The organism is Pseudomonas sp. Tun-23181 (genome assembly GCF_057415455.1).
In genome coordinates, this window is the sequence record NZ_CM171630.1 from 2,950,790 (window position 1) to 2,976,298 (window position 25,509).

At 66.2% G+C, this 25,509-nt stretch carries 28 protein-coding genes and 1 tRNA gene; 12 read left to right on the forward strand and 17 right to left on the reverse strand.

Annotated features, from left to right (window positions below; all coding sequences use genetic code 11):
• Positions 1 to 126: 126 nt before the first annotated feature.
• From ACDI39_RS14035 to nrdR, 9 genes are all read right to left on the reverse strand, one after another.
• The gene (locus ACDI39_RS14035) at positions 127 to 876 is read right to left on the reverse strand and encodes a substrate-binding periplasmic protein (RefSeq protein WP_225788772.1); all 750 of its coding nucleotides are present in this window, start codon (positions 874 to 876) and stop codon (positions 127 to 129) included.
• Positions 877 to 892: 16 nt separating this feature from the next.
• Positions 893 to 1,396, reverse strand: a complete 504-nt coding sequence (locus ACDI39_RS14040) for a phosphatidylglycerophosphatase A family protein (RefSeq protein ID WP_225788773.1) — start codon at positions 1,394 to 1,396, stop codon at positions 893 to 895.
• Complete coding sequence (thiL, locus tag ACDI39_RS14045) at positions 1,393 to 2,355, reverse strand: thiamine-phosphate kinase (protein ID WP_253079903.1); 963 nt, start codon at positions 2,353 to 2,355, stop codon at positions 1,393 to 1,395. The genes ACDI39_RS14040 and thiL overlap by 4 nt, the downstream gene beginning before the upstream one ends.
• An 18-nt stretch (positions 2,356 to 2,373) precedes the next feature.
• On the reverse strand, positions 2,374 to 2,874 hold the full coding sequence (gene nusB, locus ACDI39_RS14050; RefSeq protein WP_225788775.1) for a transcription antitermination factor NusB: 501 nt from the start codon (positions 2,872 to 2,874) through the stop codon (positions 2,374 to 2,376).
• Positions 2,871 to 3,347 (reverse strand): 6,7-dimethyl-8-ribityllumazine synthase, encoded by a 477-nt coding sequence (gene ribH / locus ACDI39_RS14055; RefSeq protein ID WP_225788776.1) that lies wholly within the window; start codon positions 3,345 to 3,347, stop codon positions 2,871 to 2,873. The genes nusB and ribH overlap by 4 nt, the downstream gene beginning before the upstream one ends.
• 91 nt (positions 3,348 to 3,438) lie before the next feature.
• A complete protein-coding gene (gene ribBA, locus ACDI39_RS14060) occupies positions 3,439 to 4,530 on the reverse strand; it encodes a bifunctional 3,4-dihydroxy-2-butanone-4-phosphate synthase/GTP cyclohydrolase II (RefSeq protein WP_253079904.1) in 1,092 nt (363 codons plus the stop codon).
• Between the two features lie 18 nt (positions 4,531 to 4,548).
• Entirely contained in the window at positions 4,549 to 5,214 is a 666-nt protein-coding gene (locus tag ACDI39_RS14065) for a riboflavin synthase (RefSeq protein ID WP_225788778.1), read from the reverse strand.
• A gap of 43 nt (positions 5,215 to 5,257) precedes the next feature.
• Positions 5,258 to 6,388, reverse strand: a complete 1,131-nt coding sequence (gene ribD, locus ACDI39_RS14070) for a bifunctional diaminohydroxyphosphoribosylaminopyrimidine deaminase/5-amino-6-(5-phosphoribosylamino)uracil reductase RibD (protein WP_225788779.1) — start codon at positions 6,386 to 6,388, stop codon at positions 5,258 to 5,260.
• Between the two features lie 2 nt (positions 6,389 to 6,390).
• Positions 6,391 to 6,855 (reverse strand): transcriptional regulator NrdR, encoded by a 465-nt coding sequence (nrdR, locus tag ACDI39_RS14075; protein ID WP_225788780.1) that lies wholly within the window; start codon positions 6,853 to 6,855, stop codon positions 6,391 to 6,393.
• Positions 6,856 to 6,960: 105 nt separating this feature from the next.
• Between nrdR and ACDI39_RS14080 the strand changes: the two genes are divergently transcribed.
• Genes ACDI39_RS14080 through trxA form a run of 3 tightly spaced genes read left to right on the forward strand, consistent with a single transcriptional unit; the run spans position 6,961 to position 8,980 of the window.
• Complete coding sequence (locus tag ACDI39_RS14080; RefSeq protein ID WP_225788781.1) at positions 6,961 to 7,413, forward strand: YbaY family lipoprotein; 453 nt, start codon at positions 6,961 to 6,963, stop codon at positions 7,411 to 7,413.
• Complete coding sequence (locus ACDI39_RS14085) at positions 7,414 to 8,073, forward strand: class I SAM-dependent methyltransferase (RefSeq protein ID WP_225788782.1); 660 nt, start codon at positions 7,414 to 7,416, stop codon at positions 8,071 to 8,073. It begins immediately after the preceding gene.
• 31 nt (positions 8,074 to 8,104) lie between these two features.
• Complete coding sequence (trxA, locus tag ACDI39_RS14090; protein WP_225788783.1) at positions 8,105 to 8,980, forward strand: thioredoxin; 876 nt, start codon at positions 8,105 to 8,107, stop codon at positions 8,978 to 8,980.
• 96 nt (positions 8,981 to 9,076) lie between these two features.
• Here trxA and ACDI39_RS14095 read toward each other — a convergent pair whose 3' ends face one another.
• Positions 9,077 to 9,421 carry a hypothetical protein gene (locus ACDI39_RS14095; RefSeq protein ID WP_225788784.1) on the reverse strand — a complete coding sequence of 115 codons (345 nt, stop codon included), beginning with the start codon at positions 9,419 to 9,421 and terminating at the stop codon, positions 9,077 to 9,079.
• 135 nt (positions 9,422 to 9,556) lie between these two features.
• On the opposite strand from ACDI39_RS14095, the gene ACDI39_RS14100 reads away from it, so the two are divergent.
• The 5 genes from ACDI39_RS14100 (at position 9,557) to ACDI39_RS14120 (ending at position 13,449) form a co-directional block, all read left to right on the forward strand.
• Positions 9,557 to 10,129 carry a DUF2796 domain-containing protein gene (locus ACDI39_RS14100; RefSeq protein WP_225788785.1) on the forward strand — a complete coding sequence of 191 codons (573 nt, stop codon included), beginning with the start codon at positions 9,557 to 9,559 and terminating at the stop codon, positions 10,127 to 10,129.
• Positions 10,130 to 10,840: an ABC transporter ATP-binding protein gene (locus tag ACDI39_RS14105; protein ID WP_225788786.1), complete on the forward strand. Its 711-nt coding sequence runs from the start codon at positions 10,130 to 10,132 to the stop codon at positions 10,838 to 10,840.
• The gene (locus ACDI39_RS14110; RefSeq protein ID WP_225788787.1) at positions 10,840 to 12,105 is read left to right on the forward strand and encodes an ABC transporter permease; all 1,266 of its coding nucleotides are present in this window, start codon (positions 10,840 to 10,842) and stop codon (positions 12,103 to 12,105) included. Before ACDI39_RS14105 ends, ACDI39_RS14110 begins: the two co-directional genes overlap by 1 nt.
• Complete coding sequence (locus ACDI39_RS14115; RefSeq protein WP_225788788.1) at positions 12,083 to 12,649, forward strand: DUF3299 domain-containing protein; 567 nt, start codon at positions 12,083 to 12,085, stop codon at positions 12,647 to 12,649. The genes ACDI39_RS14110 and ACDI39_RS14115 overlap by 23 nt, the downstream gene beginning before the upstream one ends.
• Positions 12,650 to 12,765: 116 nt before the next feature.
• Positions 12,766 to 13,449 (forward strand): OmpW/AlkL family protein, encoded by a 684-nt coding sequence (locus ACDI39_RS14120; protein ID WP_225788789.1) that lies wholly within the window; start codon positions 12,766 to 12,768, stop codon positions 13,447 to 13,449.
• Here ACDI39_RS14120 and ACDI39_RS14125 read toward each other — a convergent pair.
• Entirely contained in the window at positions 13,437 to 14,684 is a 1,248-nt protein-coding gene (locus ACDI39_RS14125) for an MFS transporter (RefSeq protein WP_225788790.1), read from the reverse strand. The genes ACDI39_RS14120 and ACDI39_RS14125 overlap by 13 nt on opposite strands.
• 101 nt (positions 14,685 to 14,785) lie before the next feature.
• On the opposite strand from ACDI39_RS14125, the gene ACDI39_RS14130 reads away from it, so the two are divergent.
• Entirely contained in the window at positions 14,786 to 15,232 is a 447-nt protein-coding gene (locus ACDI39_RS14130) for a winged helix-turn-helix transcriptional regulator (protein ID WP_225788791.1), read from the forward strand.
• A 186-nt stretch (positions 15,233 to 15,418) separates the two neighbouring features.
• On the opposite strand, the gene ACDI39_RS14135 is transcribed toward ACDI39_RS14130, so the two are convergent.
• Together ACDI39_RS14135 and ACDI39_RS14140 are read right to left on the reverse strand one after the other, a co-directional pair.
• On the reverse strand, positions 15,419 to 16,351 hold the full coding sequence (locus tag ACDI39_RS14135; RefSeq protein ID WP_225788792.1) for an NAD-dependent epimerase/dehydratase family protein: 933 nt from the start codon (positions 16,349 to 16,351) through the stop codon (positions 15,419 to 15,421).
• Complete coding sequence (locus ACDI39_RS14140; protein WP_225788793.1) at positions 16,344 to 17,228, reverse strand: sugar nucleotide-binding protein; 885 nt, start codon at positions 17,226 to 17,228, stop codon at positions 16,344 to 16,346. Before ACDI39_RS14140 ends, ACDI39_RS14135 begins: the two co-directional genes overlap by 8 nt.
• 371 nt (positions 17,229 to 17,599) lie before the next feature.
• Here ACDI39_RS14140 and ACDI39_RS14145 point away from each other — a divergent pair, with 371 nt between their 5' ends.
• Positions 17,600 to 18,385 (forward strand): TSUP family transporter, encoded by a 786-nt coding sequence (locus ACDI39_RS14145; protein WP_225788794.1) that lies wholly within the window; start codon positions 17,600 to 17,602, stop codon positions 18,383 to 18,385.
• A gap of 18 nt (positions 18,386 to 18,403) precedes the next feature.
• Here the strand turns inward: ACDI39_RS14145 and ACDI39_RS14150 are convergent, their stop codons facing one another.
• The gene (locus ACDI39_RS14150; protein ID WP_225788795.1) at positions 18,404 to 19,216 is read right to left on the reverse strand and encodes a helix-turn-helix domain-containing protein; all 813 of its coding nucleotides are present in this window, start codon (positions 19,214 to 19,216) and stop codon (positions 18,404 to 18,406) included.
• Between the two features lie 179 nt (positions 19,217 to 19,395).
• On the opposite strand from ACDI39_RS14150, the gene ACDI39_RS14155 reads away from it, so the two are divergent.
• Both ACDI39_RS14155 and ACDI39_RS14160 read left to right on the forward strand, forming a co-directional pair.
• Positions 19,396 to 20,838, forward strand: a complete 1,443-nt coding sequence (locus tag ACDI39_RS14155; RefSeq protein WP_225788796.1) for an alanine/glycine:cation symporter family protein — start codon at positions 19,396 to 19,398, stop codon at positions 20,836 to 20,838.
• A 72-nt stretch (positions 20,839 to 20,910) separates the two neighbouring features.
• A complete protein-coding gene (locus ACDI39_RS14160; protein WP_225788797.1) occupies positions 20,911 to 21,900 on the forward strand; it encodes an asparaginase in 990 nt (329 codons plus the stop codon).
• 74 nt (positions 21,901 to 21,974) lie between these two features.
• On the opposite strand, the gene ACDI39_RS14165 is transcribed toward ACDI39_RS14160, so the two are convergent.
• The 3 genes from ACDI39_RS14165 to selA form a co-directional block, all read right to left on the reverse strand.
• A tRNA-Sec gene (locus ACDI39_RS14165) sits at positions 21,975 to 22,070 on the reverse strand.
• 6 nt (positions 22,071 to 22,076) lie between these two features.
• Positions 22,077 to 23,999, reverse strand: a complete 1,923-nt coding sequence (selB, locus tag ACDI39_RS14170; protein ID WP_225788826.1) for a selenocysteine-specific translation elongation factor — start codon at positions 23,997 to 23,999, stop codon at positions 22,077 to 22,079.
• The gene (gene selA / locus ACDI39_RS14175) at positions 23,996 to 25,423 is read right to left on the reverse strand and encodes an L-seryl-tRNA(Sec) selenium transferase (RefSeq protein WP_225788798.1); all 1,428 of its coding nucleotides are present in this window, start codon (positions 25,421 to 25,423) and stop codon (positions 23,996 to 23,998) included. The genes selB and selA overlap by 4 nt, the downstream gene beginning before the upstream one ends.
• Between the last annotated feature and the right edge of the window lie 86 nt (positions 25,424 to 25,509).

Here is a 25,509-nt window from a genome sequence, read left to right on the forward strand (position 1 = left end):
TTGTATCAGCAGGCCAGCGCCCATGCGCAGGCTGAATATCGCGGCTTAAGATCGAAAAGTTCGATGCATGGAATGCGTGGGCTGTTCACTGAGGGCCAATGGAGCCGCTAGGCGTGTACGCATGACTCAGTGCGGCTGGCTGTCCGCCGTGAACGGATACGGCTGCTTCCAATGCTCGAAGATCGGCTCCAGCTCACCGCTGCGCACCAACTGCGCCATGCGCCGGTCGAACAGCTCGCGCAGGGCCTTGGCCTGTTCGCTGCGGGCAAAGGCCAGGTACAGCGGCAACTCGGCCACATGGGTACGGCGCCAACGCTCAGGCTGGGCAGCCTGGTCGAGCACATAGTCGACCTCGGTCAGGGCATCGATGTAGAAGTCCACACGGTCATGCTCGAGCATCGGCAGGATGCCTTCACGCCGCTGGATCTCGCGAAAATGCTTAACGTTGGGCAGGTAGTGCTGGAACTCGTAGCCGCGCACCCAGGCCAGCCGGTACTGGCCGATGGTCTCGAGCGTCGGCTCGGGCTTGCCGACCAGGCCCAGGGCATAGATATGGTCCATGTCGAAGTGCCAGCGCGGGTAGAGGTTGTCGGCGTTCTCCTCCTTGTAGGAGCCCACCCAGGCATCGGCCTCGCCGCGCCTGACCAACCCCACCGCCCGGCTGTAGGGCGCGCTCTGGGTCACGACCTGCACCCCGGCTGGTTCGAACACCTTGCGCAGCACGTCCCAGGCCAGCCCTGTACCATCGGCGTTGGTGTAGTCGAGCCATTCCTCGCTGACCAGGTGGATCTGCGGCGGCACGCCCTCGCCCTCGGCCGCCTGCAGCCCAGGGGCAAGCAACAGCAACATCGCCAGCAGCACAGTCCTTATGGCCATCGACCCGCTCCCTTCGTCAGGCAACCACCCACACCAGAATCTGCATACCCAGCCAGGCGAAGACGCCAGCCAGGATATCGTCGAGCATGATCCCGACGCCCCCATGCACGTGCCGGTCGACCCAGCGGATCGGCCACGGCTTGAGGATGTCGAAGAAACGGAACATCAGGAACCCCGCCAGCAGCCATTGCCAGCCTTCCGGCACCAGCCACAGGGTGATCCACATGCCGACCATCTCGTCCCAGACAATGCCTTCATGGTCGTGCACGCGCAAGTCGTTGGCGACCTTGCCGCACAGCCAGAAGCCGAACAGCATGGTGATCCCCAGCAACAGCCAGTAGCCCCAGTCCGGCAACATCTGCCACAGCGGGATGAACGGCAGCGCCACCAGCGAGCCCCAGGTCCCGGGGGCCTTGGGCAGGGTGCCGGAGCCGAAGCCGAAGGCGATGAAGTGCCAGGGGTTGCGCCAGACCGAAGGCGGAACGAACTCCGCGGGCACCTGGTTGGGGTGGTCGGTCACGGTGTCTCCCTAAAATGTTGATAGCCCCGTTGTGTCGGGGTGATGTCCCGGCCCTGCCGGTCACGCAGGGTGACGCCCTGGCCCGCGAGCACGCGGCCGATGACGTGGACGCCACTGCGCTCCTGCAGGGATGAAAGTTGTGCTTCAGGCAGCGTGAACGCCAGCACGTAGTCGTCGCCACCGGTGAGTGCCGCCTGCAGGGCGGCGTCACGCCCGAGGAAGGCTTCCAGGGCCGGCGAGAAGGGCACCTGCTCGACGCTCAGCTCCAGGGCGACGCCGGATGCCTTGGCGATATGCCCGGCATCGGCCAGCAGCCCATCGGAGATATCCAGCGCCGCGCTGGCCCGGCCGCGCAGCAGTTGGCCCAGGGCGAGCTGGGGCATGGGCGACCAATAGTGGGCGAGCAGCGGCTCGGCGATGTCGGCCGGCGCCTGGCGCTCGCCCAACACCAGCGGCAAGGCCCCCGCCGCGTTCCCCAGGCACCCGCCGACGCACAGCAGGTCTCCCGGCCGGGCGCCGCTGCGGCGCAGGGCCTGCCCTGCCGGCGTCTTGCCGAACACGGTCACGGTGATGCTCAAGGGGCCACGGGTGGTATCGCCGCCGATCAGGCTGACACCACAACGCTGGGCCATGCGGTCGAGGCCGTCGGCGTAGCGCCTGAGCCAGTCGGCCCCGACTTCGGGCAAGGTCAGGGCGAGGGTGAAGCCGATAGGGTCGGCCCCCATGGCGGCCAGGTCGCTGACCGCCACGGCCAGGGCGCGCTGGCCGAGCAACAGCGGGTCGCAGGCGGCGGGGAAATGCACGCCCTCGACCAGGGTATCGGTGGACACCGCCAACTGTTCGCCAGCGGGCAGCTCCAGCAGGGCGCAGTCGTCACCGATACCGAGCACCACGCCTTCGCCACCCCGCGCACAGGACGCGGCGGCGAAGTAATGGCGGATCAGCTCGAACTCACCCATGGTCCGTCGGCGCCGCGATCAGCGCCTGGCTGCCTTGACTTCCGCTTCGCGCAGCATCGGCGCGAGCTTGTCCAGCACACCGTTGACGAACTTGTGGCCATCGGTGGCACCGAAGACCTTGGCCAGCTCGACACCTTCGTTGATCACCACGCGATACGGTACGTCGACACGCTTGATGAACTCCCAGGTGGACAGGCGCAGCACCGCCAGCTCGACCGGGTCGAGCTCGTCCAGTGCCAGGTCCAGGCAGGGCGCCAGGGCCTTGTCGATCTCGCCCTTGATCGCCGGGACCCCATGCAGGATCTCGCGGAAATAGGCGCCATCGACATCGGAGAAATCGTTGTCGACCCGGAACTGAGCCTCGATCTCGTTCAGCGAATGCTTGGCCATGTGCCACTGGTACAGCGCCTGGGTCGCGAGCTTGCGGGCTTCGCGGCGCTTGGCGCTCTTCGAGGGCTTGCCGGCATCCGCCGCGCGTGGCTCGCGCGGGTTGAAACGATCGCTTTCGTCGCTAATCACTTGGCCTCCAACTGCGCCAGCAGGCTGACCATTTCCAGGGCGGACAGGGCCGCTTCGGCGCCTTTGTTGCCAGCCTTGGTGCCGGAGCGCTCGATGGCCTGCTCGATGGAGTCGACGGTCAGGACGCCGAAGGCCACCGGAACACCGAACTCCATGGACACCTGGGCCAGGCCCTTGGTGCACTCGCCCGCCACGTATTCGAAGTGCGGGGTACCGCCACGGATCACCGCGCCCAGGGCGACGATCGCGGAGTACTCGCCTTGTTGGGCGACTTTCTGTGCAACCAGCGGGATCTCGAAGGCGCCAGGGGCACGGATGATGGTGATGTCGCTTTCGCTGACGCCATGGCGTACCAGGGCATCAACGGCACCGCTCACCAGGCTTTCGACGACGAAGCTGTTGAAGCGGCCAACCACCAAAGCATAGCGACCTTTGGGGGCGATGAAGGTACCTTCGATGGTCTTCAGGGTCATTCCGGTGTTCTCATCTTGAAGAGCGAGGCCGCGCATACGCGGCCTGCAGGAGGGTTTGGACACGAGCGGCAGGACGACGGCTGCGCCTGTGTCACTCGGAGGGCACGTATTCTACAACTTCCAGATCGAATCCGGATATCGCGTTGAACTTCATCGGCGAGCTCATCAGGCGCATCTTGCGCACGCCCAGGTCACGCAGGATCTGCGAGCCGGCACCGACGGTGCTGTAGGTGGTCGGCGCCTTGGTCGGGGCATCGCCGGCGCTCTCGCGGATGTGCGCCAGCAGCACGTCGCCATCCAGCGGGTGGCCCAGCAGCAGCACCACGCCGCTGCCGGCCTCGGCCACGGCGCTCATCGCCGCGCGCAGGCTCCAGCGCCCCGGCTGCTTGACCATCAGCAGGTCACGCAGCGGGTCCATGTTGTGCACCCGCACCAGGGTCGGCTGTTCGGCACAGATGGTGCCCAGGGTCAGGGCCATGTGCACGTCGCCTTCCACCGAGTCGCGGTAGGTGACCAGGTTGAACTGGCCCAACTCGCTGTCCAGCGGCTGTTCGGAGACGCGCTGCACGGTGCGCTCGTGGATCATGCGGTAGTGGATCAGGTCGGCGATGGTGCCGATCTTCAGGCCGTGCTCGGCGGCGAAGGCCTCCAGTTCCGGACGACGGGCCATGGTGCCGTCGTCGTTCATCACTTCGCAGATCACCCCGCTCGGCTCGAAGCCGGCCATGCGCGCCAGGTCGCAGGCGGCCTCAGTATGGCCGGCGCGGGCCAGGGTGCCACCGGCCTGGGCCATCAGCGGGAAGATGTGGCCGGGGCTGACGATATCGTCGGCCTTGGCGTCGCGGGCCGCGGCGACCTGCACGGTGCGGGCGCGGTCGGCGGCGGAGATGCCGGTGGTCACGCCTTCGGCGGCCTCGATCGACACGGTGAACTTGGTGCCGAAGCCCGAACCGTTGCGCGGCGCCATCAGCGGCAGGCGGAGCGCCTCGCAGCGCTCGCGGGTCATCGGCATGCAGATCAGGCCACGGGCGTGCTTGGCCATGAAGTTGATGTGCTCGGCCTGGCAGCACTCGGCGGCCATGATGATGTCGCCTTCGTTCTCACGGTCTTCGTCGTCCATGAGAATGACCATTTTGCCCTGGCGGATGTCTTCCACCAGCTCTTCGATGCTGTTGAGCGCCACTCGGCACCCCCTTCTCAATCAGGATTTCAGGTAGCCGTTGGCGGCCAGGAAACTTTCGGTGATGCCGCTGCCCTTGCTCGGTTCAGCGGCCTTGTCACCCAGCAGCAGACGCTCCAGGTAACGGGCCAGCAGGTCGACCTCAAGGTTTACCCGACGACCCGGGCGGTAGTCGGCCATGATGGTTTCGGACAGGGTGTGCGGGACGATGGTCAGCTCGAACTCGGCGCCATCGACCTCATTGACCGTCAGGCTGGTGCCGTCGACGGTGATCGACCCTTTGTGGGCGATGTACTTGGCCAGCTCCTTGGGCGCGCGTACGCGGAACTGGATGGCGCGCGCGTTATCGCTGCGCGAGATGATCTCGCCGACACCGTCGACATGGCCGCTGACCAGGTGACCGCCCAGGCGGGTGGTGGGGGTCAGGGCTTTTTCCAGGTTGACCCGGCTGCCGCTCTTGAGGTCGACCATGGCGGTGCGCTTGAGCGTCTCGACGCTGACATCGGCCCAAAAGCCATCGCCGGGCAACTCCACGGCGGTCAGGCAGACACCGTTGACGGCGATGCTGTCGCCCAGCTTGACATCGCCCAGGTCGAGCTTGCCGGTCTCTACATAGAGGCGCACGTCACCGCCCTTGGGGGTCAGGCTGCGGATGGTGCCGATGGATTCGATGATGCCGGTGAACATGGTGTCCTCCTCGGGAACAGGGCTGCGCGTGGCAAGCCAGGCATTATACGCCGGGCGCCGGCAGGGGGATGGCTGTGACCAGCCAGTCATCGCCGACCGCGCGCATGCCGGTGATCTTCAGGCGCGGCGCCTCGCTCATGCTCGACAGCGGCCAGTCCAGCAGCGGCCGGGCTTCGGAGCCCAGGAAAGTGGCGGCCACGAACAACTGGAACTCATCGACCAGCCCCAGGCGGGCGAAGGCACCGGCAAGGCCGGCACCGGCCTCCAGCAGGATTTCGTTGACGCCCCGCTCGCCCAGGGCGCGCATCAGGGCCGGCAGGTCGACGCGCCCGTCGGCCCCCGGCAGGCTCAGCAGTTCATGGCCAGCCGCGGCATAACGTGGATCATCGCCGGCGGCGGTCACGACCAGGGCTGGCCCGGCCTGGAAGAACGGCGCGTCCAGCGGCAGGCGCAGGCGGCCATCGACCAGCACGCGCAGCGGCGGGCGTGACAGAGCCAGGGCGGTGGTTTCGGCATCCAGCCCCAGTTCGGCGCCGCGTACGGTCATGCGGGCATGGTCGGCCAGCACGCTCTCGGCGCTGGTCAGCACCACACTGGAGCGGGCGCGCAGCCGCTGCACGGCGGCGCGGGCGGCAGGGCCGGTGATCCACTGGCTCTCGCCGCTGGCCATGGCGGTGCGACCGTCCAGGCTCATGGCGAGCTTGGCCCGCACGAACGGCAGGCCGTGCTCCATGCGCTTGAGAAAGCCGGGGTTGAGGGCTCGCGCCTCGGCCTCGAGCACACCGCTACCGACCTCGATGCCGGCCTCGGCCAGGCGCCGCAGGCCTCGGCCGGCCACTTGCGGGTTGGGGTCCTGCATCGCCGCCACCACCCGGGCCACCCCGGCCTTGACCAGTGCCTCGGCGCATGGCGGTGTACGGCCATGGTGGCTGCAGGGCTCCAGGGTCACGTAGGCGCAGGCGCCACGGGCGCGCTCGCCGGCCTGGCGCAGGGCGTGGACCTCGGCATGCGGTTCGCCGGCCCGCACGTGCCAGCCCTCGCCGACCACTTCGCCATCACGCACGATCACGCAGCCCACGCGCGGGTTCGGGTGGGTGCTGTACAGGCCCTTGCGGGCCAGTTCCAGGGCCCGGGCCATGTAGTGGGCGTCGAGGATGGCGGTCTGGCTGGGCATGGTCACTCTTTGGCAGGCTCCCGGGCCAGGCGGTCGATCTCCTCGCGGAACTCGTCGAGGTCCTGGAAACGCCGGTAGACCGAAGCGAAACGGATGTAGGCGACTTCGTCGAGCTTGCGCAGCTCGGCCATCACCAGCTCGCCGACCACCAGCGACTTGACCTCGCGCTCGCCGGTGGCACGCAGCTTGTGCTTGATGTGCGCCAGCGCCGCTTCCAGGCGCTCGACGCTCACCGGGCGCTTCTCCAGGGCCCGCTGCATGCCGGCGCGCAGTTTCTCTTCGTCGAAGGGCTGCCGTGTGCCGTCCTGCTTGATCAGGCGTGGCAAGACCAGTTCGGCGGTCTCGAAGGTGGTGAAACGCTCGCCGCAGGCGAGGCACTCGCGGCGACGGCGCACCTGTTCGCCCTCGGCGACCAGGCGTGAGTCGATGACCTTGGTGTCGTTGGCACCGCAAAACGGACAGTGCATGGTGGCAGGCAACAAAAAAAGGGAGGGCCATGGTAGCGCATCCCACTGGCAAGACAAGCCAAAGGGTTTACCATCCAGTGAAATCTGTCCGTGAAGGATTACCCCATGCACCAACGAGCGCTCGTCGTGCTGTGCTTCGCCGGCCTGCTCGCCGCCTGCGGCAGCGACCGGCCGAAGACCGAGCAACCCCCGGTAGCCCCGCCCGCCAAGGCGGCCAAGCAAAGCGAAGACCCAGGCCCTCTGCCCGCCTACCAGCGCGAACTCAGTGGCACCTTACTGGAGATACCGGCCGGTGCCGAAGTGGAGCTGGCCCTGCTGGTCATCGACGAACGTGGCCGCCCGCAACGCCTGCTGGCCAGCAGCAACCTCACCGGTACCGGCCAGCCCATGCCCTATCGCCTGCGCTTCAATCCCGAGGCCTTTCCAGCCGGGGCCCGCGTCGAACTGCGCGGCCGCGCCAGCCGCTCCGGCCAATTGATCCTGCACTTGCCGGCGCAGCGCATCTTCCAGGCCACCACCCAGGCCACCGGCCCGCTGCGCTTCCAGAAGGCGCCATAGATGGCGCCGCTGCCCCTGCAACAGGCCCTCGGCGGCCTGATCGGCGAAGCGCGCCTGGTCGTCAGCGAGCTGCCCGGATGCGACCTGCGGCTGTGGCTGATCGATGCCCAGAACATGGATCGCGCCTTCAGCCCAGAGGAAACCCGGCGCATCCTCGAAGAGCCGCCCTACTGGAGTTTCTGCTGGGCCAGCGGCCTGGCCTTGGCGCGCTACCTGGCCGAGCGGCCGGAGTGGGTGCGCGGCAAGCGGGTACTGGACTTCGGCGCCGGCTCAGGCATCGCCGGGATCGCCGCCGCCCGGGCCGGTGCCCTGGAGGTGGTGGCCTGCGACCTCGACCCGCTGGCCCTGGATGCCTGCCGGGCCAATGCCGCGCTCAACGAAGTCGAACTCGGCTACAGCAGCGACTTCTTCGCCGAAGACGACCGTTTCGACCTGATCCTGGTGGCCGACGTGCTCTACGACCGCGCCAACCTGCCCCTGCTCGACGCTTTCCTCGGCCGTGGCCGCCAGGCGCTGGTGGCCGATTCACGGGTGCGCGACTTCAGCCATCCGCTGTATCGCCAGTTGGGCGTACTCGAGGCCCTGACCCTTCCCGACCTGGCCGAGCCGCACGAATTCCGCCGGGTCAGCCTGTACCACGCCAGCCGCGAGCCTTTATAGTGGCGCCATTCAAGGATTTGCGAGAGTCGCGATGAGCCAAGCCCCCACGCCGTATATTTTCGATGCCACCGACGCCAACTTCCAGCAACTGGTGATCGACAACTCCTTCCATAAACCCGTGCTGGTGGACTTCTGGGCCGAATGGTGCGCACCGTGCAAGGCCCTGATGCCGCTGCTGGCGAAGATCGCCGAGGGTTACCAGGGCGAACTGCTGCTGGCCAAGGTCAACTGCGACGTGGAACAGCAGATCGTCGCCCAGTTCGGCATCCGCAGCCTGCCGACCGTAGTGCTGTTCAAGGACGGCCAGCCGGTCGACGGTTTCGCCGGAGCCCAGCCGGAGTCGGCGATCCGCGCCATGCTCGAACCCCATGTGCAGATGCCTGCCGCGCCAACCGCCACGCCACTTGAGGAAGCCAAGGCGCTGTTCGCCGAAAGCCGCTTCAGCGAGGCCGAGGCCACGCTCAAGCTGCTGCTGGGCGAAGACAACAGCAACGCCGAGGCGCTGATCCTCTATGCCCGCTGCCTGGCCGAGCGGGGCGAGCTGGGCGAGGCCGAGGTGGTGCTCGACGCCGTCAAGACCGACGAGCACAAGGCTGCCCTGGCCGGCGCCAAGGCCCAGCTGACCTTCCTGCGCCAGGCCGCCAGCCTGCCAGAAGCCGCCGAGCTGAAAAGTCGCCTGGCGCAGAACCCGCAGGATGACGAAGCCACTTACCAGCTGTGCATCCAGCAACTGGCGCGCCAGCAGTACGAGGCGGCGCTGGATGGTCTGCTCAAGCTGTTCCAGCGTAACCGCGGCTACGAGAACGGCTTGCCGCAGAAGGCACTGCTGCAGGTGTTCGAACTGCTGGGCAATGAACATCCGCTGGTGAGCCTGTACCGCCGCAAGCTGTCGGCTGCAATGTTCTGACAGGCCGTTCTCAGAGCGTTCGGCATCACGGGTCTATTTGGCAGAGCTGCTGGGGAGCGGCGCTTTCTTGGGGCTGCAGAGCAGCCCCCATGCCTCTCAACCGATCCAGTGGTATACCGGCGCATCCACCCCGCTTTCCACCTTCACCTCGCTGCTGTGGCGCAACCGCACCAGCAACCGCTTGCCCGCCGCCGTGCTGCCGGCCAGCCCTTCCAGCCGCTCCAGCAACTCGGGCCCGCTGATCTGCCCCACCTGGCGCAACAGCTCACGCGCCGCCGACCACTGCCCGTCATCCGGGCGAGGCGCAGTACCGACGGCCTCGGCGGCCGCCTCGACAACAGCCGGCACCTGCACTTGACGCCCCAGTTGCGCCCACTCCGCCGGTTCCAGCTCGATAGTCAGGTCCACCGGCCAGTCGCCAATATGTCCGCGAATTCTCACGCTGCCTTCCTTATGTCCAGGGTCGATGCAGCCATGCTCCCATGAACATGAAACCTGCGCCAGGCAGGCTGGCGGGGGCCAGAAAAGTTGTTATAACATTACGAACTCAATTTCCCGCTCGCCCTGGAGTCTTCCATGCGCCGCCTGCTCCTTGCCCTGCCCTTCGCCCTGCTTCCCCTGGCCGCGGCCCACGCCCACGACGACCATGACCACGAGCATGAGCATGCCCATGGCTCCCTCGGTGCCCACGAGCACGGTGTGGCCAAGCTCAACGCCGTGCTCGACGGCAATACCCTGGAACTGGAGCTGGACAGCCCGGCGATGAACCTGGTCGGTTTCGAACATGCCGCCAACAGCGACGCGGACAAGGCCAAGGTCGCCGCCGTACGCCAGCAACTCGAACACCCCCTGGCACTGTTCGGCCTGGCCCAGGCGGCCGGGTGCAAGGAGGAGGCCCAGGAGCTGGAAAGCCCGCTGTTCGGCGATGCAGTGCATGCCGGCCATGACCCTGCACACGAACAGCAGCACAGCGATATCGAGGCCCATTACCAACTGATCTGCTCGGCCCCCGACCAGCTCACCCGGATCGACCTTGCCCCACTGTTCAAGGCCTTCCCGGCGACCCAGAAGATCAACGTGCAACTGATCGGCCCGAACGGCCAGAAAGGCCTGGAGGCCACGCCGGCCAAGGCCGTGGTCGCGTTCTGAATGAGCCAGCCGCTGATCGACCTGCAAGGCCTGGTATTCGCCTGGCCTGGCCAAGCGCCGCTCCTGGACATCCCCGCGTTCCACCTGGACGCGGGCCAGGCCGTGTTCCTCAAGGGCCCCAGCGGTAGCGGCAAGACCACCTTGCTGGGCCTACTCGGCGGGGTGAATCGCCCCGCGCAGGGCAGCATCCGCCTGCTCGGCCAGGACCTGGGCGCCTTGGGCCAGGGCGCCCGTGACCGCTTCCGGGTCGATCACACCGGCTACATCTTCCAGCAATTCAACCTGCTGCCGTTCCTTTCGGTGCGGGAGAACGTTGAGCTGCCCTGCCGCTTCTCGCGCAGCCGTGCCGAACGCGCCGCCCAGCGCCACGGCAGCATCGACCAGGCTGCCACCCTGCTGCTCGCCCACCTGGGCCTGGACGATCCGGCCCTGCTCGCCCGTCGCGCCGACAGCCTGTCGATCGGCCAACAGCAGCGGGTCGCCGCGGCCCGGGCCTTGATCGGCCAGCCGGAGCTGGTGATCGCCGACGAACCGACTTCGGCGCTCGATGCCGATACCCGCGAGGCGTTCATCCGCCTGCTGTTCGATGAATGCCGGGCAGCCGGTTCCAGCCTGCTGTTCGTCAGCCATGACCAGAGCCTGGCACCACTGTTCGACCGTCATCTGTCGCTGGCCGAGCTCAATCGCGCAGCCAAGCCCCGGGAGGCCTGATGTACCTGCTCCGCCTTGCCTTGGCCAGCCTGGCCAACCGCCGCTTCACAGCGTTTCTCACCGCGTTTGCCATCGCCCTGTCGGTATGCCTGCTGCTGGCCGTGGAGCGCGTGCGCACCGAGGCCCGCGCCAGCTTCGCCAGCACCATCAGCGGCACCGACCTGATCGTCGGCGCCCGTTCCGGCTCGGTGAACCTGCTGCTGTATTCGGTGTTCCGCATCGGCAACGCCACCAACAACATCCGCTGGGACAGCTTCGAGCACTACGCCAAGGACCCACGGGTGAAGTGGGCGATCCCCATTTCCCTGGGCGACTCTCATCGTGGCTACCGGGTGATGGGCACCACCGGCGACTATTTCAGCCACTACCAGTTCGGCCGCCGGCAGCACCTGGCGCTGAGCCAGGGCCGGCCGTTCGCCGAGGACCCGTTCGAGGTGGTGCTCGGCGCCGAAGTCGCCGAGGCGCTGCACTACAAGCTCGGCGACAAGCTGGTGCTGGCCCACGGCGTGGCGGCCATCAGCCTGGTCAAGCACGACGACAAACCCTTCACCGTGGTGGGCATCCTGCAGCGCACCGGTACACCGGTGGACCGTACCCTGCACATCAGCCTGGCCGGGATGGAGGCCATCCACATCGACTGGCACAACGGCGTGCCGGCCCGTGGCGCCGGGCGCATCAGCGCCGAACAGGCGCGCACCATGGACCTGCAGCCGGCCGCCATCACCGCCTTCATGCTGGGGCTGAACAGCAAGATCGCCACTTTCAGCCTGCAGCGGGAGATCAACGAGTTCCGCGGCGAGCCACTGCTGGCGATCCTCCCTGGCGTAGCCCTGCAGGAGCTGTGGAGCCTGATGGGCACCGCCGAGCAGGCGCTGTTCGTGGTCTCGCTGTTCGTGGTGCTGACCGGGCTGATCGGCATGCTCACGGCAATCCTCACCAGCCTCAACGAACGCCGCCGCGAAATGGCTATCCTGCGCTCGGTCGGCGCCCGCCCCTGGCATATCGCCGGGCTGCTGGTGCTGGAAGCCCTGGCCCTGGCGGTGGCCGGCATCGTCGCCGGGCTGGGCCTGCTGTACGCGGGGATCGCCCTGGCCCAGGGGTATGTCCAGGCCAACTACGGCCTGTACCTGCCACTGGCCTGGCCAAGCGCTCACGAGTGGACCCTGTTGGCTGTCATACTCGCGGCGGCACTGCTGATGGGCAGCGTGCCGGCCTGGCGCGCCTACCGGCAGTCGCTGGCCGATGGCCTGTCGATCCACCTCTGACCCTGGAGCAACTGCCTTGCTTTATCAGTACCGGCCCATCCTGCTGGGGCTCCTATTGCTCTTCGCTCCCCTCACATGGGCGCAAGAGCCGCGCACCCTCGACTGGCCCGCCCTGATTCCCGAAGGCGCGCCGGTGATCCCGCCACAGCTGGCGCCGCTGCATGACCTCTCGCAACTGAGCGACGCCTTGTCTGCCGAGTCGGCCCCCGCAGCACGCCAGCAGGCACCCGACGCCCCGGTGGTCAAGGCGCTGGATGGCCAGCAAGTGAAGCTGCCCGGCTACATCGTGCCGCTGGAAGTCAGCGAGGAAGGGCGCACCACCGAATTCCTCCTGGTGCCTTACTACGGCGCGTGCATCCACGTGCCGCCCCCACCGTCGAACCAGATCGTGCATATCTTCAGCGAGATGGGCGTGCGCATCGAAGACCTGTACCAGCCCTACTGGATCGAAGGGCGCATGCAGGTAAAGGCCAGCAGCAGCGAGCTGGCCGACGCCGGTTACCTGATGGAGGCGGAGAAAATCTACGCCTATGAGTTGCAATGAGAACTACTTCCGCTTCATGAAACGGCTTCGTTGAGCTGAATCAACAGTTTGTTTCGACCGGCTCCTTACCATTGGACTACTCGATTACTCACGTCCTTTGTCCTTTGGGAGCTTCCATGAACAAGTCCTTGCTCGGCGCCTCGCTCGTTGCCCTGGCGCTCGCAGCCCCTGTTGCCCACGCCCACCAGGCGGGCGACATCATCATCCGTGCCGGCGCCGCCACCGTTTCGCCGAACGAAGACAGCAGCGCCCTGAAGCTCGATGGCGCCAAGGTCTCGGGCACCAAGGCGACGCTGGACAGCGACACCCAGTTGGGCCTGACTTTCGCCTACATGCTCACCGACCACATCGGCCTGGAGCTGCTGGCCGCTACCCCGTTCAACCACACCGTGGCGGTCAAGGGCCTCGGCCCAGGCCTGGACGGCAAGCTGGCCGACATCAAGCACCTGCCACCGACCCTGTCGCTGCAGTACTACCCGATGGCACCGACCTCGAAGTTCCAGCCCTACGCCGGCATCGGCATCAACTACACGATGTTCTTCGACGAAGACCTCAGCAGCGCGCGCAAGCAGCAGGGCTTCAGCAACCTGAAGCTGCAGGACTCGGTCGGCCTGGCCGGCCAACTGGGCATGGACTACATGCTCACCGACAACCTGCTGGTCAACGCCTCGGTCTGGTACATCGACATCGACACCAAGGCCACCGTCGACGGCCCGAACGCCCTGGGCGTGGGCAAGACCAAGGTCGACGTGGATGTCGACCCGTGGGTCTACATGGTCGGTATCGGTTACAAGTTCTGATCCCCTCCCGGCATGGCGGCTCCGGCCGCCATGCCACACCGCCCCTCAACGATTCGCAGGTACAGCCAGTACCCCCAGGCCAGTGCGCTGATCGATGCACCTAGGCCACACACCGCCATCCAGCCCCAACGGGCATGCAACCAAGTCGCGGCTACCGCGCCCAGGCCACTGCCGATCGAATAACAGCACATGTAGGCACCGATCAGCCGGCTAGCCATTTCGCCGCGCCCCGCCAGCAGCAGGCTCTGGTTGGTGACGTGTACCGCCTGCACGGCGAAGTCCAGCATCAATACACCCAGCGCCAGGGCCAGCAGCGATTGTCCGAGCAGCGCGCTCGGCAGCCATGACAACGTCAACACCGCCAAGGCCAACCCAGTGGTGCGCTCTCCCAGGCCCCGATCGGCCATACGGCCCGCACGCGCCGCTGCCAAGGCTCCGGCGATGCCAGCCAGGCCGAACAGGCCGACCTGGGTATGGCTCAGGGCTAGCGGCGCAGCACTCAAGGGCAGCACCATGGTGCTCCACAGCACGCTGAAGGCAGCAAAGATCAGCAGCGCAAGCAGGCCCCGCTGGCGCAAGAGACGATCGTATCGGTACAGGCCGATCAGAGAACCGAGCAACGCCCGATACCCCTGCCTACGCTCTCCGGGCGGGGCGCCGGGCAGGGTTCGCCACAACAGCAAGGCCATCACCATGACCAGACCCGCCGCGCCAAGGTAGACACTCCGCCAACCGGCCAGGTCAGCCATGCCCCCAGCAACCAGGCGCGCCAACAGGATGCCCAGCACCACACCGCTGGTGACCGCGCCCACCACCTGGCCCTGGCGGGTGGGTGAGGCCAGGGTGGCGGCATGGGCCACCATCACCTGCACCACCACAGCCATCAACCCGACCACGCCCATGGCCGCCAGCAGCACGGCCCAATCCCAGGCCATGCCCACCGTCAGCAAGGCCAGCATCGATAGCAGTAGTTGGCACAGGATCAAGCGCTTGCGATCGAACAGGTCGCCCAGCGGCACGATCAACAACAGGCCAACGGCATAGCCCGCCTGGGTCGAGCCGACCACCAGACCGACGTGTGCCTGACTGATTCCCAGGCTGGCCGCCATGGCCCCCAGCAAAGGTTGGGCAAAATACACTGTGGCTACCGCCAGGGCGCAAGTGGTGGCGAGCAGCAACGTCAGCGAGCGGCTCGGTTGATCGTGAACAAGAGACTCGGGATGCGGGGGCGGCATGGCACACTCCTGTGCATTCTGGTTGCAAATTGAAACCACAAGCTAGCTTTCTAGCAAATGTGGTTTTAATCTGCAACCAGACTGATCCGAAGGGTTACCCCATGCTCGACGAGAGAAACAACCAATGCCCAGTGGCCCGAGCTCTTGAAGTGATCGGAGACCGTTGGTCGCTGATGATCCTGCGTGACGCCTTCGATGGCTTGCGGCGCTTCAGTGAGTTTCAGAAGAACCTGGGGCTGGCGAAAAACATCCTCGCCTCACGCCTGAAGCAGCTGGTGGAGAGCGGCCTGCTTGAGTTACGGCCAGCCTCGGACGGCAGTGCCTACAAGGAATACGTCATGACCGAGCAGGGGTGCGCGGTCTTCCCCATCGTCATCGGCATGCGCCAATGGGGTGAGCGGTTCCTGTTCGAGGCAGGCGAGACGCGCTCACAGTTGGTGGACAACGCCACTGGGCAGCCCATCGATACATTGGTGGTACGAGCAAAGGATGGTCGGATACTAAGCCCCGAGGATTGCCATCGGCAGGCTGTGCGCCATAGTGGATGAACGTCATGACGGCAGTCCGGCCCGGTTCGCAGATAGGCTCAATGCGGTCAGTCAAGCGGTGCGTTGATCTTGGGGCTGCGTTGCAGCCCATCGCCGGCAAGCCGGCTCCCACAGGGGCAGAGTTGGCCGTACATGATGCGGCTTGCAGGGGCAGGCTTGCTTGCGAATAAGCAGATGAGGTGCCCGTCAGGCCTTGCCCAACAAACGCGCCAGCCCCTCGACCATCGAAGTCGGCTGCGCAAACGCGAAACGCGCCAGCAGGCGCGTATTGTCGGCCCGGGAATGGCGGATATCGCCCGAGCGCGGCGGGCCGTAGCTGACCGCGGGCAGGTGGCCGACCACCTGCTCCAGGGCGGCCAGCAACTGGTTCAGCGAAGTGGCCTGGTTCAGGCCGATGTTCACCGCCCCCTCCTCGACCTGCTCCTGCTCCAGGGCCTGGACCATCACCTGTACCAGGTCACCGACATAGAGAAAGTCGCGGGTCTGCTCGCCATCGCCGAACACGGTGATCGGCAAGCCCTTGGTGGCACGTTCGCAGAAGATGCTGATCACCCCGGAATACGGCGAGGACGGGTCCTGGCGCGGTCCGAAGATATTGAAGAAGCGGAACACCACTGGCTCCAGCCCGTGCTGGCGACGGTAGAAGTCCAGGTATTGCTCGCTGGCCAGCTTGTCCACCGCATAGGGCGTCAAGGGTGCCTTGGGCGTGTCCTCGGCGATCGACTCGCCTTCGCCGTTGTTGCCGTACACCGCCGCGCTGGAAGCGAACAGCACGCGGCGTATGCCGTTTACGCGCATCGCCTCGCAGACGTTGAGGGTACCGACGAAGTTGCTCTGGTGGGTTCGCACCGGGTCTTCGACCGACGCCTGCACCGAGGCGACCGCCGCCAGGTGGACCACGGCGCAGCAGCCGGCAGCCGCACGCTTGACCAGTGCGGCATCGGCGACATCGCCTTCGATCAGCTCCAGGCCAGGGTGGTCGAGCCGCAGGTTGTCGCGCTTGCCGGTGGACAAGTCGTCCAGCACGCGCACCGCATGGCCTTTGTCCAGCAACGCATCGCATAGGTGCGAACCAATGAAGCCGGCACCGCCGGTGATCAGGATGGGGGCGTCAGCCATGTCGGTAGAACCGGTCCAGTAGGGGTGGCAAGCCGGCGCGCCAGGCACGGGGCTTGATACCGAAGGTGTGAAGGATCTTCTTGCAGGCCAGCACGGCGTTCTGTGGCTCCTCGCTGGCATCCGGGCGCGCGGCATGGGCCTGGGGCGTGGGCGCCTGCACGGCCAGCTTGTGCCATTGCGCCGCCTCGCTGAGGATAGCCTGCCCCAGCGCCAGCGGCGTGGTGGCCTCGTTGCCGGCGTAATGGTAGGTGCCCCACAAGGGCGCATCGCAATCGAGTTGCTTGAGCACCGAGAGGATCACCCGCGCGGCATCGTCCACCGGCGTCGGGTTACCGCGACGGTCGTCCGCCAGCAACAATTCCTGGGGTTGCTCGGCACGGGTGAGGAAGCGGCCCAGCACGCCATCGATGCTCTCGTCCAGCACCCAGCCGAAGCGCAGCAACACATGCTGCGGGCAGGTCGCCCGCACGCTCTGCTCGATACGCCACAGCGCCTGGCCGCGCAGCCCCAGGGGCACCGGCTCGTCCTTCTCGCTGTAGGCCGTGGCCCGCGAGCCGTCGAACACCCGGTAGCTGGAGGGCTGCACCAGGATGATCTGGTGGTGCTGGCACAGCTCCGCCAGCCGCTCCACCGCCCGCTCCTGTTGCGCCAGGCGCTGCTCGCTGACCGACTCGGCCTGGAACCAGTCGAAGTAATAGGCCAGGTTGACCACCGCATCGGGGCGCTGTTCGTCGAGCAGCAGGGTCAGGCTGGCCGGGTCCCAGCCGTTTTCCGGCGGACGCGGTGCCAGGAATCCGATGTCCTCCTCGGCCCCGAGACGAATCAGCGCTTGCCCGAGGGCATTGCCACCACCCAACAGCATCAGGCGCATACGCATAGAGTCAGCAGATCCGAACAGGTTGATAGAAGGAAAGCGAACATTTTGCGGGTTCCGATCAGGGAAGTCCAACCTTACGCGCTTGATACAACTCCCGCTGACCTTACTCATGCCTATCGATCATTGGGAATTTTCCTATATACGAGACAGGCCAGATCCTGCATCGCAAAACCAAAAAAACTTGCCTAAATACTTGCCGGCAAACCACCAGGAAAAAACCAACGCACACAACTAAGAATACTTAGATGAATATCGTGTGCACCTCAACATTTCGACTCGTGGAAAACCAAGCCCCCCCAATATATGCACCCAGTGACTTCCAAGCCTGCCCCTTTTCGGCCTCGTACGTGACTAATTCCAGCAGGCGCCCCATGGATATAGAACTTTCAACGCTACTGTTGCTGGGCGCCATCGCCCTCTTTGCAGGCTTCTTCGATGCCATTGCAGGCGGTGGTGGGCTGCTCACCCTTCCAGCGCTGTTCATTGCGGGTTTCGACCCCGTGCTGGCCATCGCCACCAATAAATTCCAGGCGTCCTCTGCTAGCGTCTCGGCCACCGTCGCCTTTGCCCGCAAGCGGATGATCGATTGGAAATCAGGGCGGCCAATGGCTGCACTGTCTTTTGCAGGTGGTGCGGCAGGCGCACTTTCGGTAACTCTGCTCGACAGAGCGATACTTGAAACCTCCGTCCCCTTGCTGTTGATTGCAGTTGCAGTCTACTTCGCCTTCACCCCGAAACTGGATGAACGTCAGCGCGTAGCCAAACTGTCGATGACTTGCTTCACCCTTACCCTTGTACCGCTGATGGGCTTCTACGATGGAATATTCGGCCCTGGCACCGGCTCATTCTTCATGGTTGCCTTCACACTCTTGCTCGGGCAGAACATCCTGCAGGCTGTTTGCAACAGCAAACTGCTCAATGCCTCATGCAACCTCGGGGCTCTCCTGGTATTCATGCTTGGCGGCGCCATCCTGTGGCCATTGGCATTGACAATGGCGGCCTGCGCCATCGTCGGCGCACAAGCAGGGGCTCGCTGCGCCCTGCATTTCGGGCCACGGCTCATCAAACCCTTGCTGATTTCAGTGTGTTGCCTCATGGCGCTGCGACTGCTGTTCAGCGATGGCAACCCGATCGGCCAATGGCTGCGACACCTCTGACCCATAACTGCCTGCAACTCACTCGATCTCGAACAACCCATTGCTGAGCGGCCCCACGCTCAGCCGCTCACGCACGTCGTCATCGATACGCGGGTCGTCCGGCTGGTACAGCCGGACCTGGCGGTAGGCATTGATGCGGTTGATTTCCTCGCCCAGGTACTCCCAGACCACACGGGTGCAGGCGGGGTTGCGCCGGTCGCCGCTGGAGACGCCGGTCTTGAGGCCGTTGAGGCGGGTGATGCGGCTCTTGAAGCTGGGGATGAGGATGGTCTGGCTCATCTCGTTGAGGGTCAGCGACTCGTAGTCGATCAGAAATACCCGGTCCTGCAGCTGGAAAGCCGCGCCCAGGTAGCGGCAGCGTATTTCGGCGTGCACGTCGGTGGCGCTGGTGCGCTCCTGCCGCTCCTGGCGCTCGAACAGGAAACGGCCGCGTTCCTCCCATAGATGCACCAGCGACACCAGGACCGAACCGGGTACCGACATGCAGTTGGAATACTCGAAGTAATAGCCGCAATAGCGCGACAGGTTGCCGGCGTGCTCGTGCAACGGCCTGAACAGCTCGCTGATCGGGTCATCGTGCTGCCCCGCCTGCGTGGACAGGTTGCGCACACCGATCAGGCGGGCGAACTGCTCCGGCGGCAGGCCCAGCTCGTAACCCTCGACGCCGAAAAAGTCGCCGATGCGCTTGAGGTTGTAGGCCGTCGGACGGCTCTGACCGCTCAGGTACTTGTTGAACTGCGCGCGGTTGATCGACAGTTGCCGGCAAACCTCCGAGATAGAGCGGTAATGGCTGCAGGCCAATTTGAGGTTGGTAGCGAAATGATCGCCCATGAAACGATGTCCAGCTGATGCGAGTGACGCCATTCTAGCATCAAGTCGCATCAACTCAGAGCAACCCGCGAAATTGTAACCATTGGTGTCATGACCAACCATGCGCGCCAACGAAAGCGGCGCGTCCTTGCGCCCGCTGTTCTTTCCACGCGAAGAATAAGAATCGAGGTCATTTCCCAATGCTCGAAGCACTCAACGATTTCCTTTCGGGGAAACTCCTCATCGTGCTGATCGTCGGACTCGGCGGTTACTTCACCCTCCGTTCGCGGTTCGTCCAGTTCCGCCACTTCGGCCACATGTTCGGCGTCTTCAAGGAGTCGCTGCGTGGCCAGGCCGGCCAGTTGAGCTCGTTCCAGGCCCTGATGCTGAGCCTCGCCGGGCGCGTTGGCGCAGGCAATATCGCCGGTGTCGGCATCGCCGTGACCCTGGGCGGCCCGGGGGCGGTGTTCTGGATGTGGGTCACCGCGCTGGTGGGCATGTCCAGCAGCTTTTTCGAATGCACCCTGGCCCAGGTCTACAAGCGCACCGACGGCGATGGCCTGTACCGTGGCGGCCCGGCCTACTACATCCTGCACGGCCTGAAGCTCAAGAGCATGGCGGTGGTGTTCTCCATCCTGCTGCTGGTGACCTACGGCTTCGCCTTCAACGGCCTGCAGTCGTACACCGTCACCCACTCACTGCAGAACGCCTTCGGCTTCGCCCCGAACCACACCGGTATCGCCCTGGCCGTGCTGCTGGCGATCGTCTTCCTCGGTGGCATCAAGCGCATCGCCGCGGTCTCGGACCTGCTGGTGCCGGTCAAGACCTTGGCCTACATCGGCGTGACCCTGTACGTGATCGGTAGCCAGATCGAGCACGTCCCGGCCATGCTGGAAACCATCTTCAAGAGCGCCTTCGGCCTCGACCCGGCCTTCGGCGGCCTGCTCGGCAGCGCCATCGTCATGGGCGTCAAGCGTGGTGTGTTCGCCAACGAAGCGGGTCTGGGCAGCGCCCCTAACGTTGCCGCCGTGGCGGCCGTGAAACACCCCGGTGCCCAGGGCGTGGTGCAGGCGTTCAGCGTGTTCCTCGATACCTTCGTGATCTGCACCTGCACCGCGCTGCTGATCCTGCTGTCGGGTTTCTATACCCCAGGCTTCGAAGGCGACGGTATCGTCCTGACCCAGAACTCCCTGGCGGCAGTGGTCGGTGACTGGGGCCGCCTGTTCGTCAGCGTTGCCCTGTCGCTGTTCGTCTTCACCTGCATCCTCTACAACTACTACTTGGGCGAGAACAGCCTGCTGTTCCTCAGCCGCAACCGCGCGGTGCTGATGGGCTACCGTGGCCTGGTGCTGGCGCTGGTCATCTGGGGTTCGGTGCAGGACCTGTCCACGGTGTTCGCCTTCGCCGACATCACCATGACCTGCCTGGCGTTCGTCAACCTGATCGCCCTGGCCCTGCTGTTCAAGATCGGCCTGCGGGTGATGCGCGACTACGACGCCCAGCGCCGTGCCGGTATCGCCCAGCCGGTATTCGACTCGGCCAAGTTCACCGACCTGGACCTGGACCGCAACGCCTGGCCTGCCAATCCACAGGCTGAAACAGCCGCTGACAACGCCGTCGGCCAAGTCCAGCCGCAGCGCTGATATCCTCCCCTGCCCAGCCGCCCCGTCCGCGGGCGGCTGCCCTTTCTCCGCTCACCGCAACGGAAGGTTCCCATGCGTGCAGTCAAGAATCTCCTCGTTCTCTATACCGGTGGCACCATCGGTATGCTGCAGTCACCCGAAGGCCTGGCACCGGCCGGCGGTTTCGAAGCGCGAATGCGCGAATACCTGGCGCAACAGGCCGATGCGCCGCGCCTTGCATGGGCCTTGCGCGAGCTCGACCCGCTGATCGATAGCGCCAACATGCAGCAGGCCAACTGGCTGGCCATGCGCGAGGCCATCGTCGAGGCGGTGGAACGCCAGGGCCATGACGGCGTGCTGGTGCTGCACGGCACCGACACCCTGGCCTACAGCGCCGCGGCCCTGTCCTTCCTGCTGCTTGGCCTGCCGGTACCGGTGCTGCTGACCGGCTCCATGCTGCCGGCAGGCGCTCCGGGCAGCGACGCCTGGAGCAACCTGTGCGGAGCCTTGCGCCTGTTCGAGAGTGGCCTGGAGGATGGCGTGCAGCTGTATTTCCACGGTCAGCTGTTGCACGGCTGCCGCACGTCGAAACTGCGTAGCGAAGCCTTCGATGCCTTTGCCGCCCTGCCCCGCCAGCGCGACGGTGAACGCGCCCCGGCGATTCCACCGGCGCTGGACTATCGCCAGCCGCGCCAGCCGGTGAACCTTGCGGTGCTGCCAGTCGTCCCCGGTTTGCGGGCGGATCTGCTGCAGGCCGTGTTCGACAGCGGCGTGCAGGGCCTGGTGCTGGAGTGCTATGGCAGCGGCACCGGCCCATCCGACGACCAGGCCCTGCTCGATGCCCTGCACGACGCGCGCCAGGGCGGGGTGATGATCGTGGCGATCAGCCAGTGTCCGGAGGGCTCGGTGGTGTTCGATACCTATGCCGCTGGCAGCCGCCTGCGCGATGCCGGGCTGGTCAGTGGCGGCGGCATGACCCGGGAAGCGGCGCTGGGCAAGTTGTTCGCCCTGCTGGGGGCTGGGTTGGATGTGCAGGCGGCCGAGCATTGGTTTGCCCTGGACCTTTGCGGCGAGCGGGCATGACGGCGGCGTCCGTACGGACGCACTCGCGGGCGGCTGCCGTCAACCGAGTCGTCTTAATGGGGCTGCTGGGGAAGTGGCGGAAGGCAGCGGGAGTCGAACCTGCCCGGGAACGGCTGCCGTCCCCAACCGGGTTTGAAGCCCGGCCGCGCCACCGGGCGCGATTGCCTTCCTTGTATTCAGTGCCTGGCCTGCTGCTGGGCCAGGGCGCTGTCGGCGCGGATATGACGCTGGTCGGCGACCCTCCGGGTCAGGCCGATACGGTCGAAGTATTCGAGGATCTGCACGGTGCGCTTGCGACCGATGCCCAACATATCGCGAAACGCGGCGACCTGCACTATCGGCGTACTGGCCGAATGCTGCAAGAGCATATCGGCCATGCGCCGCAGGGTCGCCTCGGGATAGAACAGGTCGCGCACCACCTGGTGCACCAGGCCAAGCCGGGCCAGCTTGCGCAGCAGAAGGCGCACTTGGGCCTCCTCTACGTTCTGCGCCCCGGCCAGCGTCCTGACCCAGGGCGGCTCGAACCCACCGGCCAGTAGCTGCGACTGCACACGCTCCCAGAGCGCGGCGTCAGCCTCGCTCAACTGCACCTTGTGGCCTGGCAGGTGCAACCATGGGCCGCTGCTGTCGATGGCCCCCTCGGCCAGCAATTCGTCCAGCAGGCTGACGAAAGCCGGCCGCTCCAGGGGCAGCGCGACGAAACGGCGCAAGCGGTCGCGGTCCGGGCCCAACTGGTCCGGCTCCTGTTCATGGAACTGCGCCAGCTGCTCCAGCACCTGATGCTTCAGCGCTTGCCAATGGCCAGTGGCGAACAGCAACTGGCCCTGGCGCGTGGCGACCACCAGCACGTCCTGCGGCAGATGCCAGGTGCCGCGCAGCCGGTTGAACTGACGCTCCAGGCGCTGCGGGTCGAGCCCGGCAGGTGCGGCATCGAGCAAGGCGGGCAATGCCTGCTCCAGGTCCCGCGCAGTACGCAATACCTGCAACTGGCGCAGGCGCGCCTCGCTGCGGCGCTGCCGGCTCGGGGCGAAGGGGTCGAGCACCTGGCCGCCGCCAAGGGTTCGTTGTGCGCGCTGGTCGCGCAGCACCAGCCTGTCGCCGTGCACCGCCTGCAAAGGCGCGTTGAGCAACAACTGGGCGAACATGCGCTGGCCGGGCAGCAGTTTCTCACCTTCCAGCAGTGCCACCCGCGCCGTGACATCCTGGGTACCGAGGTGCACATGCACGGCGCCGAAATGCTCGAACGCCCGTGTCTCGCCGGGCAACAACGCCAACTCGATGTCGACGCGGGTACTGGGCGCATGCAGCCACTCGGCCACCAACCAGTCACCGCGGTGGATCTGCTCCACGGCCAGGCGCTCGGCGCTGATGTTCAAGGCCACCCGCTGCCCGGCCTCGGCCACCAGCGCCGCCTGGTTCTGCGCATGCAGGCCTCGGACCCGCACCGGTTTGCCGGCCTTGCCCAGCAATAGCGTATCGCCCGCAGTCACGCGGCCGGCCAACGCGGTACCGGTGACCACGATACCTGCGCCCGACACGGCGAAGGCCCGGTCGATGGCCAGGCGAAAACCGCCGGCCACGCTGCGCCGGGCCACGTCACCCTGGGCCTCGCGCAGGGCCTGGCGCAGCTCTTCGACACCTTCACCGGTGACGCTCGACAACGGGAACTGCGGCGCTCCGACGTAAGGCCCCGGCGCCAGCAAGTCGGCCACCTGCGCCTGTACCTCGGCCAGGCGCGCCGGCTCCACCCGGTCGCACTTGCTGATTGCCACCAAGGCCCGGGGAATCCCCAGCAACTCGATGATCGCCAGGTGCTCACGGGTCTGCGGCATGACGCCATCGTCGGCGGCCACCACCAGCAACACCAGGTCGATGCCATGGGCGCCGGCAAGCATGTTGTGGATAAAGCGCTCGTGGCCCGGCACATCGATGAAGCCCGTCAGAGGCGCATCCTCGGCCAAGGCGGCGTAGCGGTAGCCCAGGTCGATGGTCATGCCTCGGGCACGTTCCTCCTGGCGCTGGTCGCCGGCCTGGCCGGTCAGGGCCTGGAGCAGCGCGGTCTTGCCATGGTCGATATGCCCGGCGGTACCGACGATCACTGCGCCGGCCCCACCTGCAGCGCAGGCAACTGCGCCAGCCATTGGGCTTCGTCATCCAGCTGGCGCAGGTCGAGCCAGAGGGCGTCGTCGTCGATACGCCCGAGCACCGGCACCGGCAGGCTGCGCAGGGCTCGCTCGAGCACATGCAGGCTGCGCCCACGCAGCTTCTTCGACACCTGCGGGCGCAGGCACAAGGCAGCACTGGGCAGACGTGCCACGGGTTGGCTGCCGCTGCCGATCATGCCCAGGGCCGGCTCGGCGCTCACAGTCCATTGCGGCCCCAGGCAGGCAGCCAGTGCCGGCACCAGGCGCTGGGCCTGGGCCATGATCTCGGCCTGGGGACGGGTCAGCAGGCGCAGGCTGGGCAAGCGCTCGGCCAGGCGGTCGGGATTGCGGTAGAGCGCCAGCACTGCCTCCAGGGCGGCCAGGGTGATCTTGTCGACGCGCAGGGCGCGCTTGAGCGGGTTCTTCTTGATCCTGGCGATCAGCGCCTTGTGCCCGACGATGATGCCGGCCTGCGGGCCACCGAGCAGCTTGTCGCCACTGAAGGTGACGATATCGGCACCGTCGAGCAGGGCCTGGCGCACCGTCGGCTCTGCAGGCAGACCCCAGCGGGTCAGGTCGAGCAGGCTGCCGCTGCCCAGGTCCTCGAGCAAGGGCAGGCCATGCTCATGGGCGATCCTTGCCAGTTCGGCGGTAGCCACCTGGGTGGTGAAGCCCTGGATGCTGTAGTTGCTGCAGTGCACGCGCATCAGCAGGCCGGTGCGCGGGTTGATCGCGCCCTCGTAGTCGCGGGCATGGGTACGGTTGGTGGTGCCGACCTCGTGCAGGCGCACACCGGCGCGGGCCATGATGTCGGGGATGCGGAAGGCGCCGCCGATCTCGATCAGCTCGCCACGGGAAATGATGCCCTCCTTGCGCGCGCCCAGGCTGTTGAGCGCCAGCAGCACGGCGGCGGCGTTGTTATTGACCACGGTGACCGCCTCGGCGCCGGTGAGCTCGCGGATCAGGCCTTCGATCAGGTCGTCGCGGTCCCCGCGCTTGCCGCTGGCCAGGTCGAACTCCAGGTTCAGCGGATAACGGGCGGCGGCCTGCATGGCCTCGACGGCTTCCTCGGGCAGCAGTGCGCGGCCGAGGTTGGTGTGCAGGACGGTGCCGGTAAGGTTGAAGACCCTGCGCACCTGGCTGCGTTGCTGGATGGCCAGGCGCTCGCCGGCGCGGCCGAGCAAGACTTGCGGGGCCAGCTCCAATGCATCGAGCTGGCCAAGCCGGGCCGGTTCGCGCAGGTCGTCGAGCAACTGGCGCAGCGCGGCCAGCACGGCGTCACGGCCGTGGCGCTCGATCAGCGGGTGGCCGTTCGGGTGTCGCAGCAGGGTATCGATGGAGGGGAGGCGCGGGGTGTCGCTGGCGAGGCTCGAGGGCATGCGGTACTACCTTGCTCAAACGGGTCCGTTGTCTGTTCTGGCCCATACGCGGTTTGGCGCGTATGGGCCGTTCGCTGTTCCAGTGT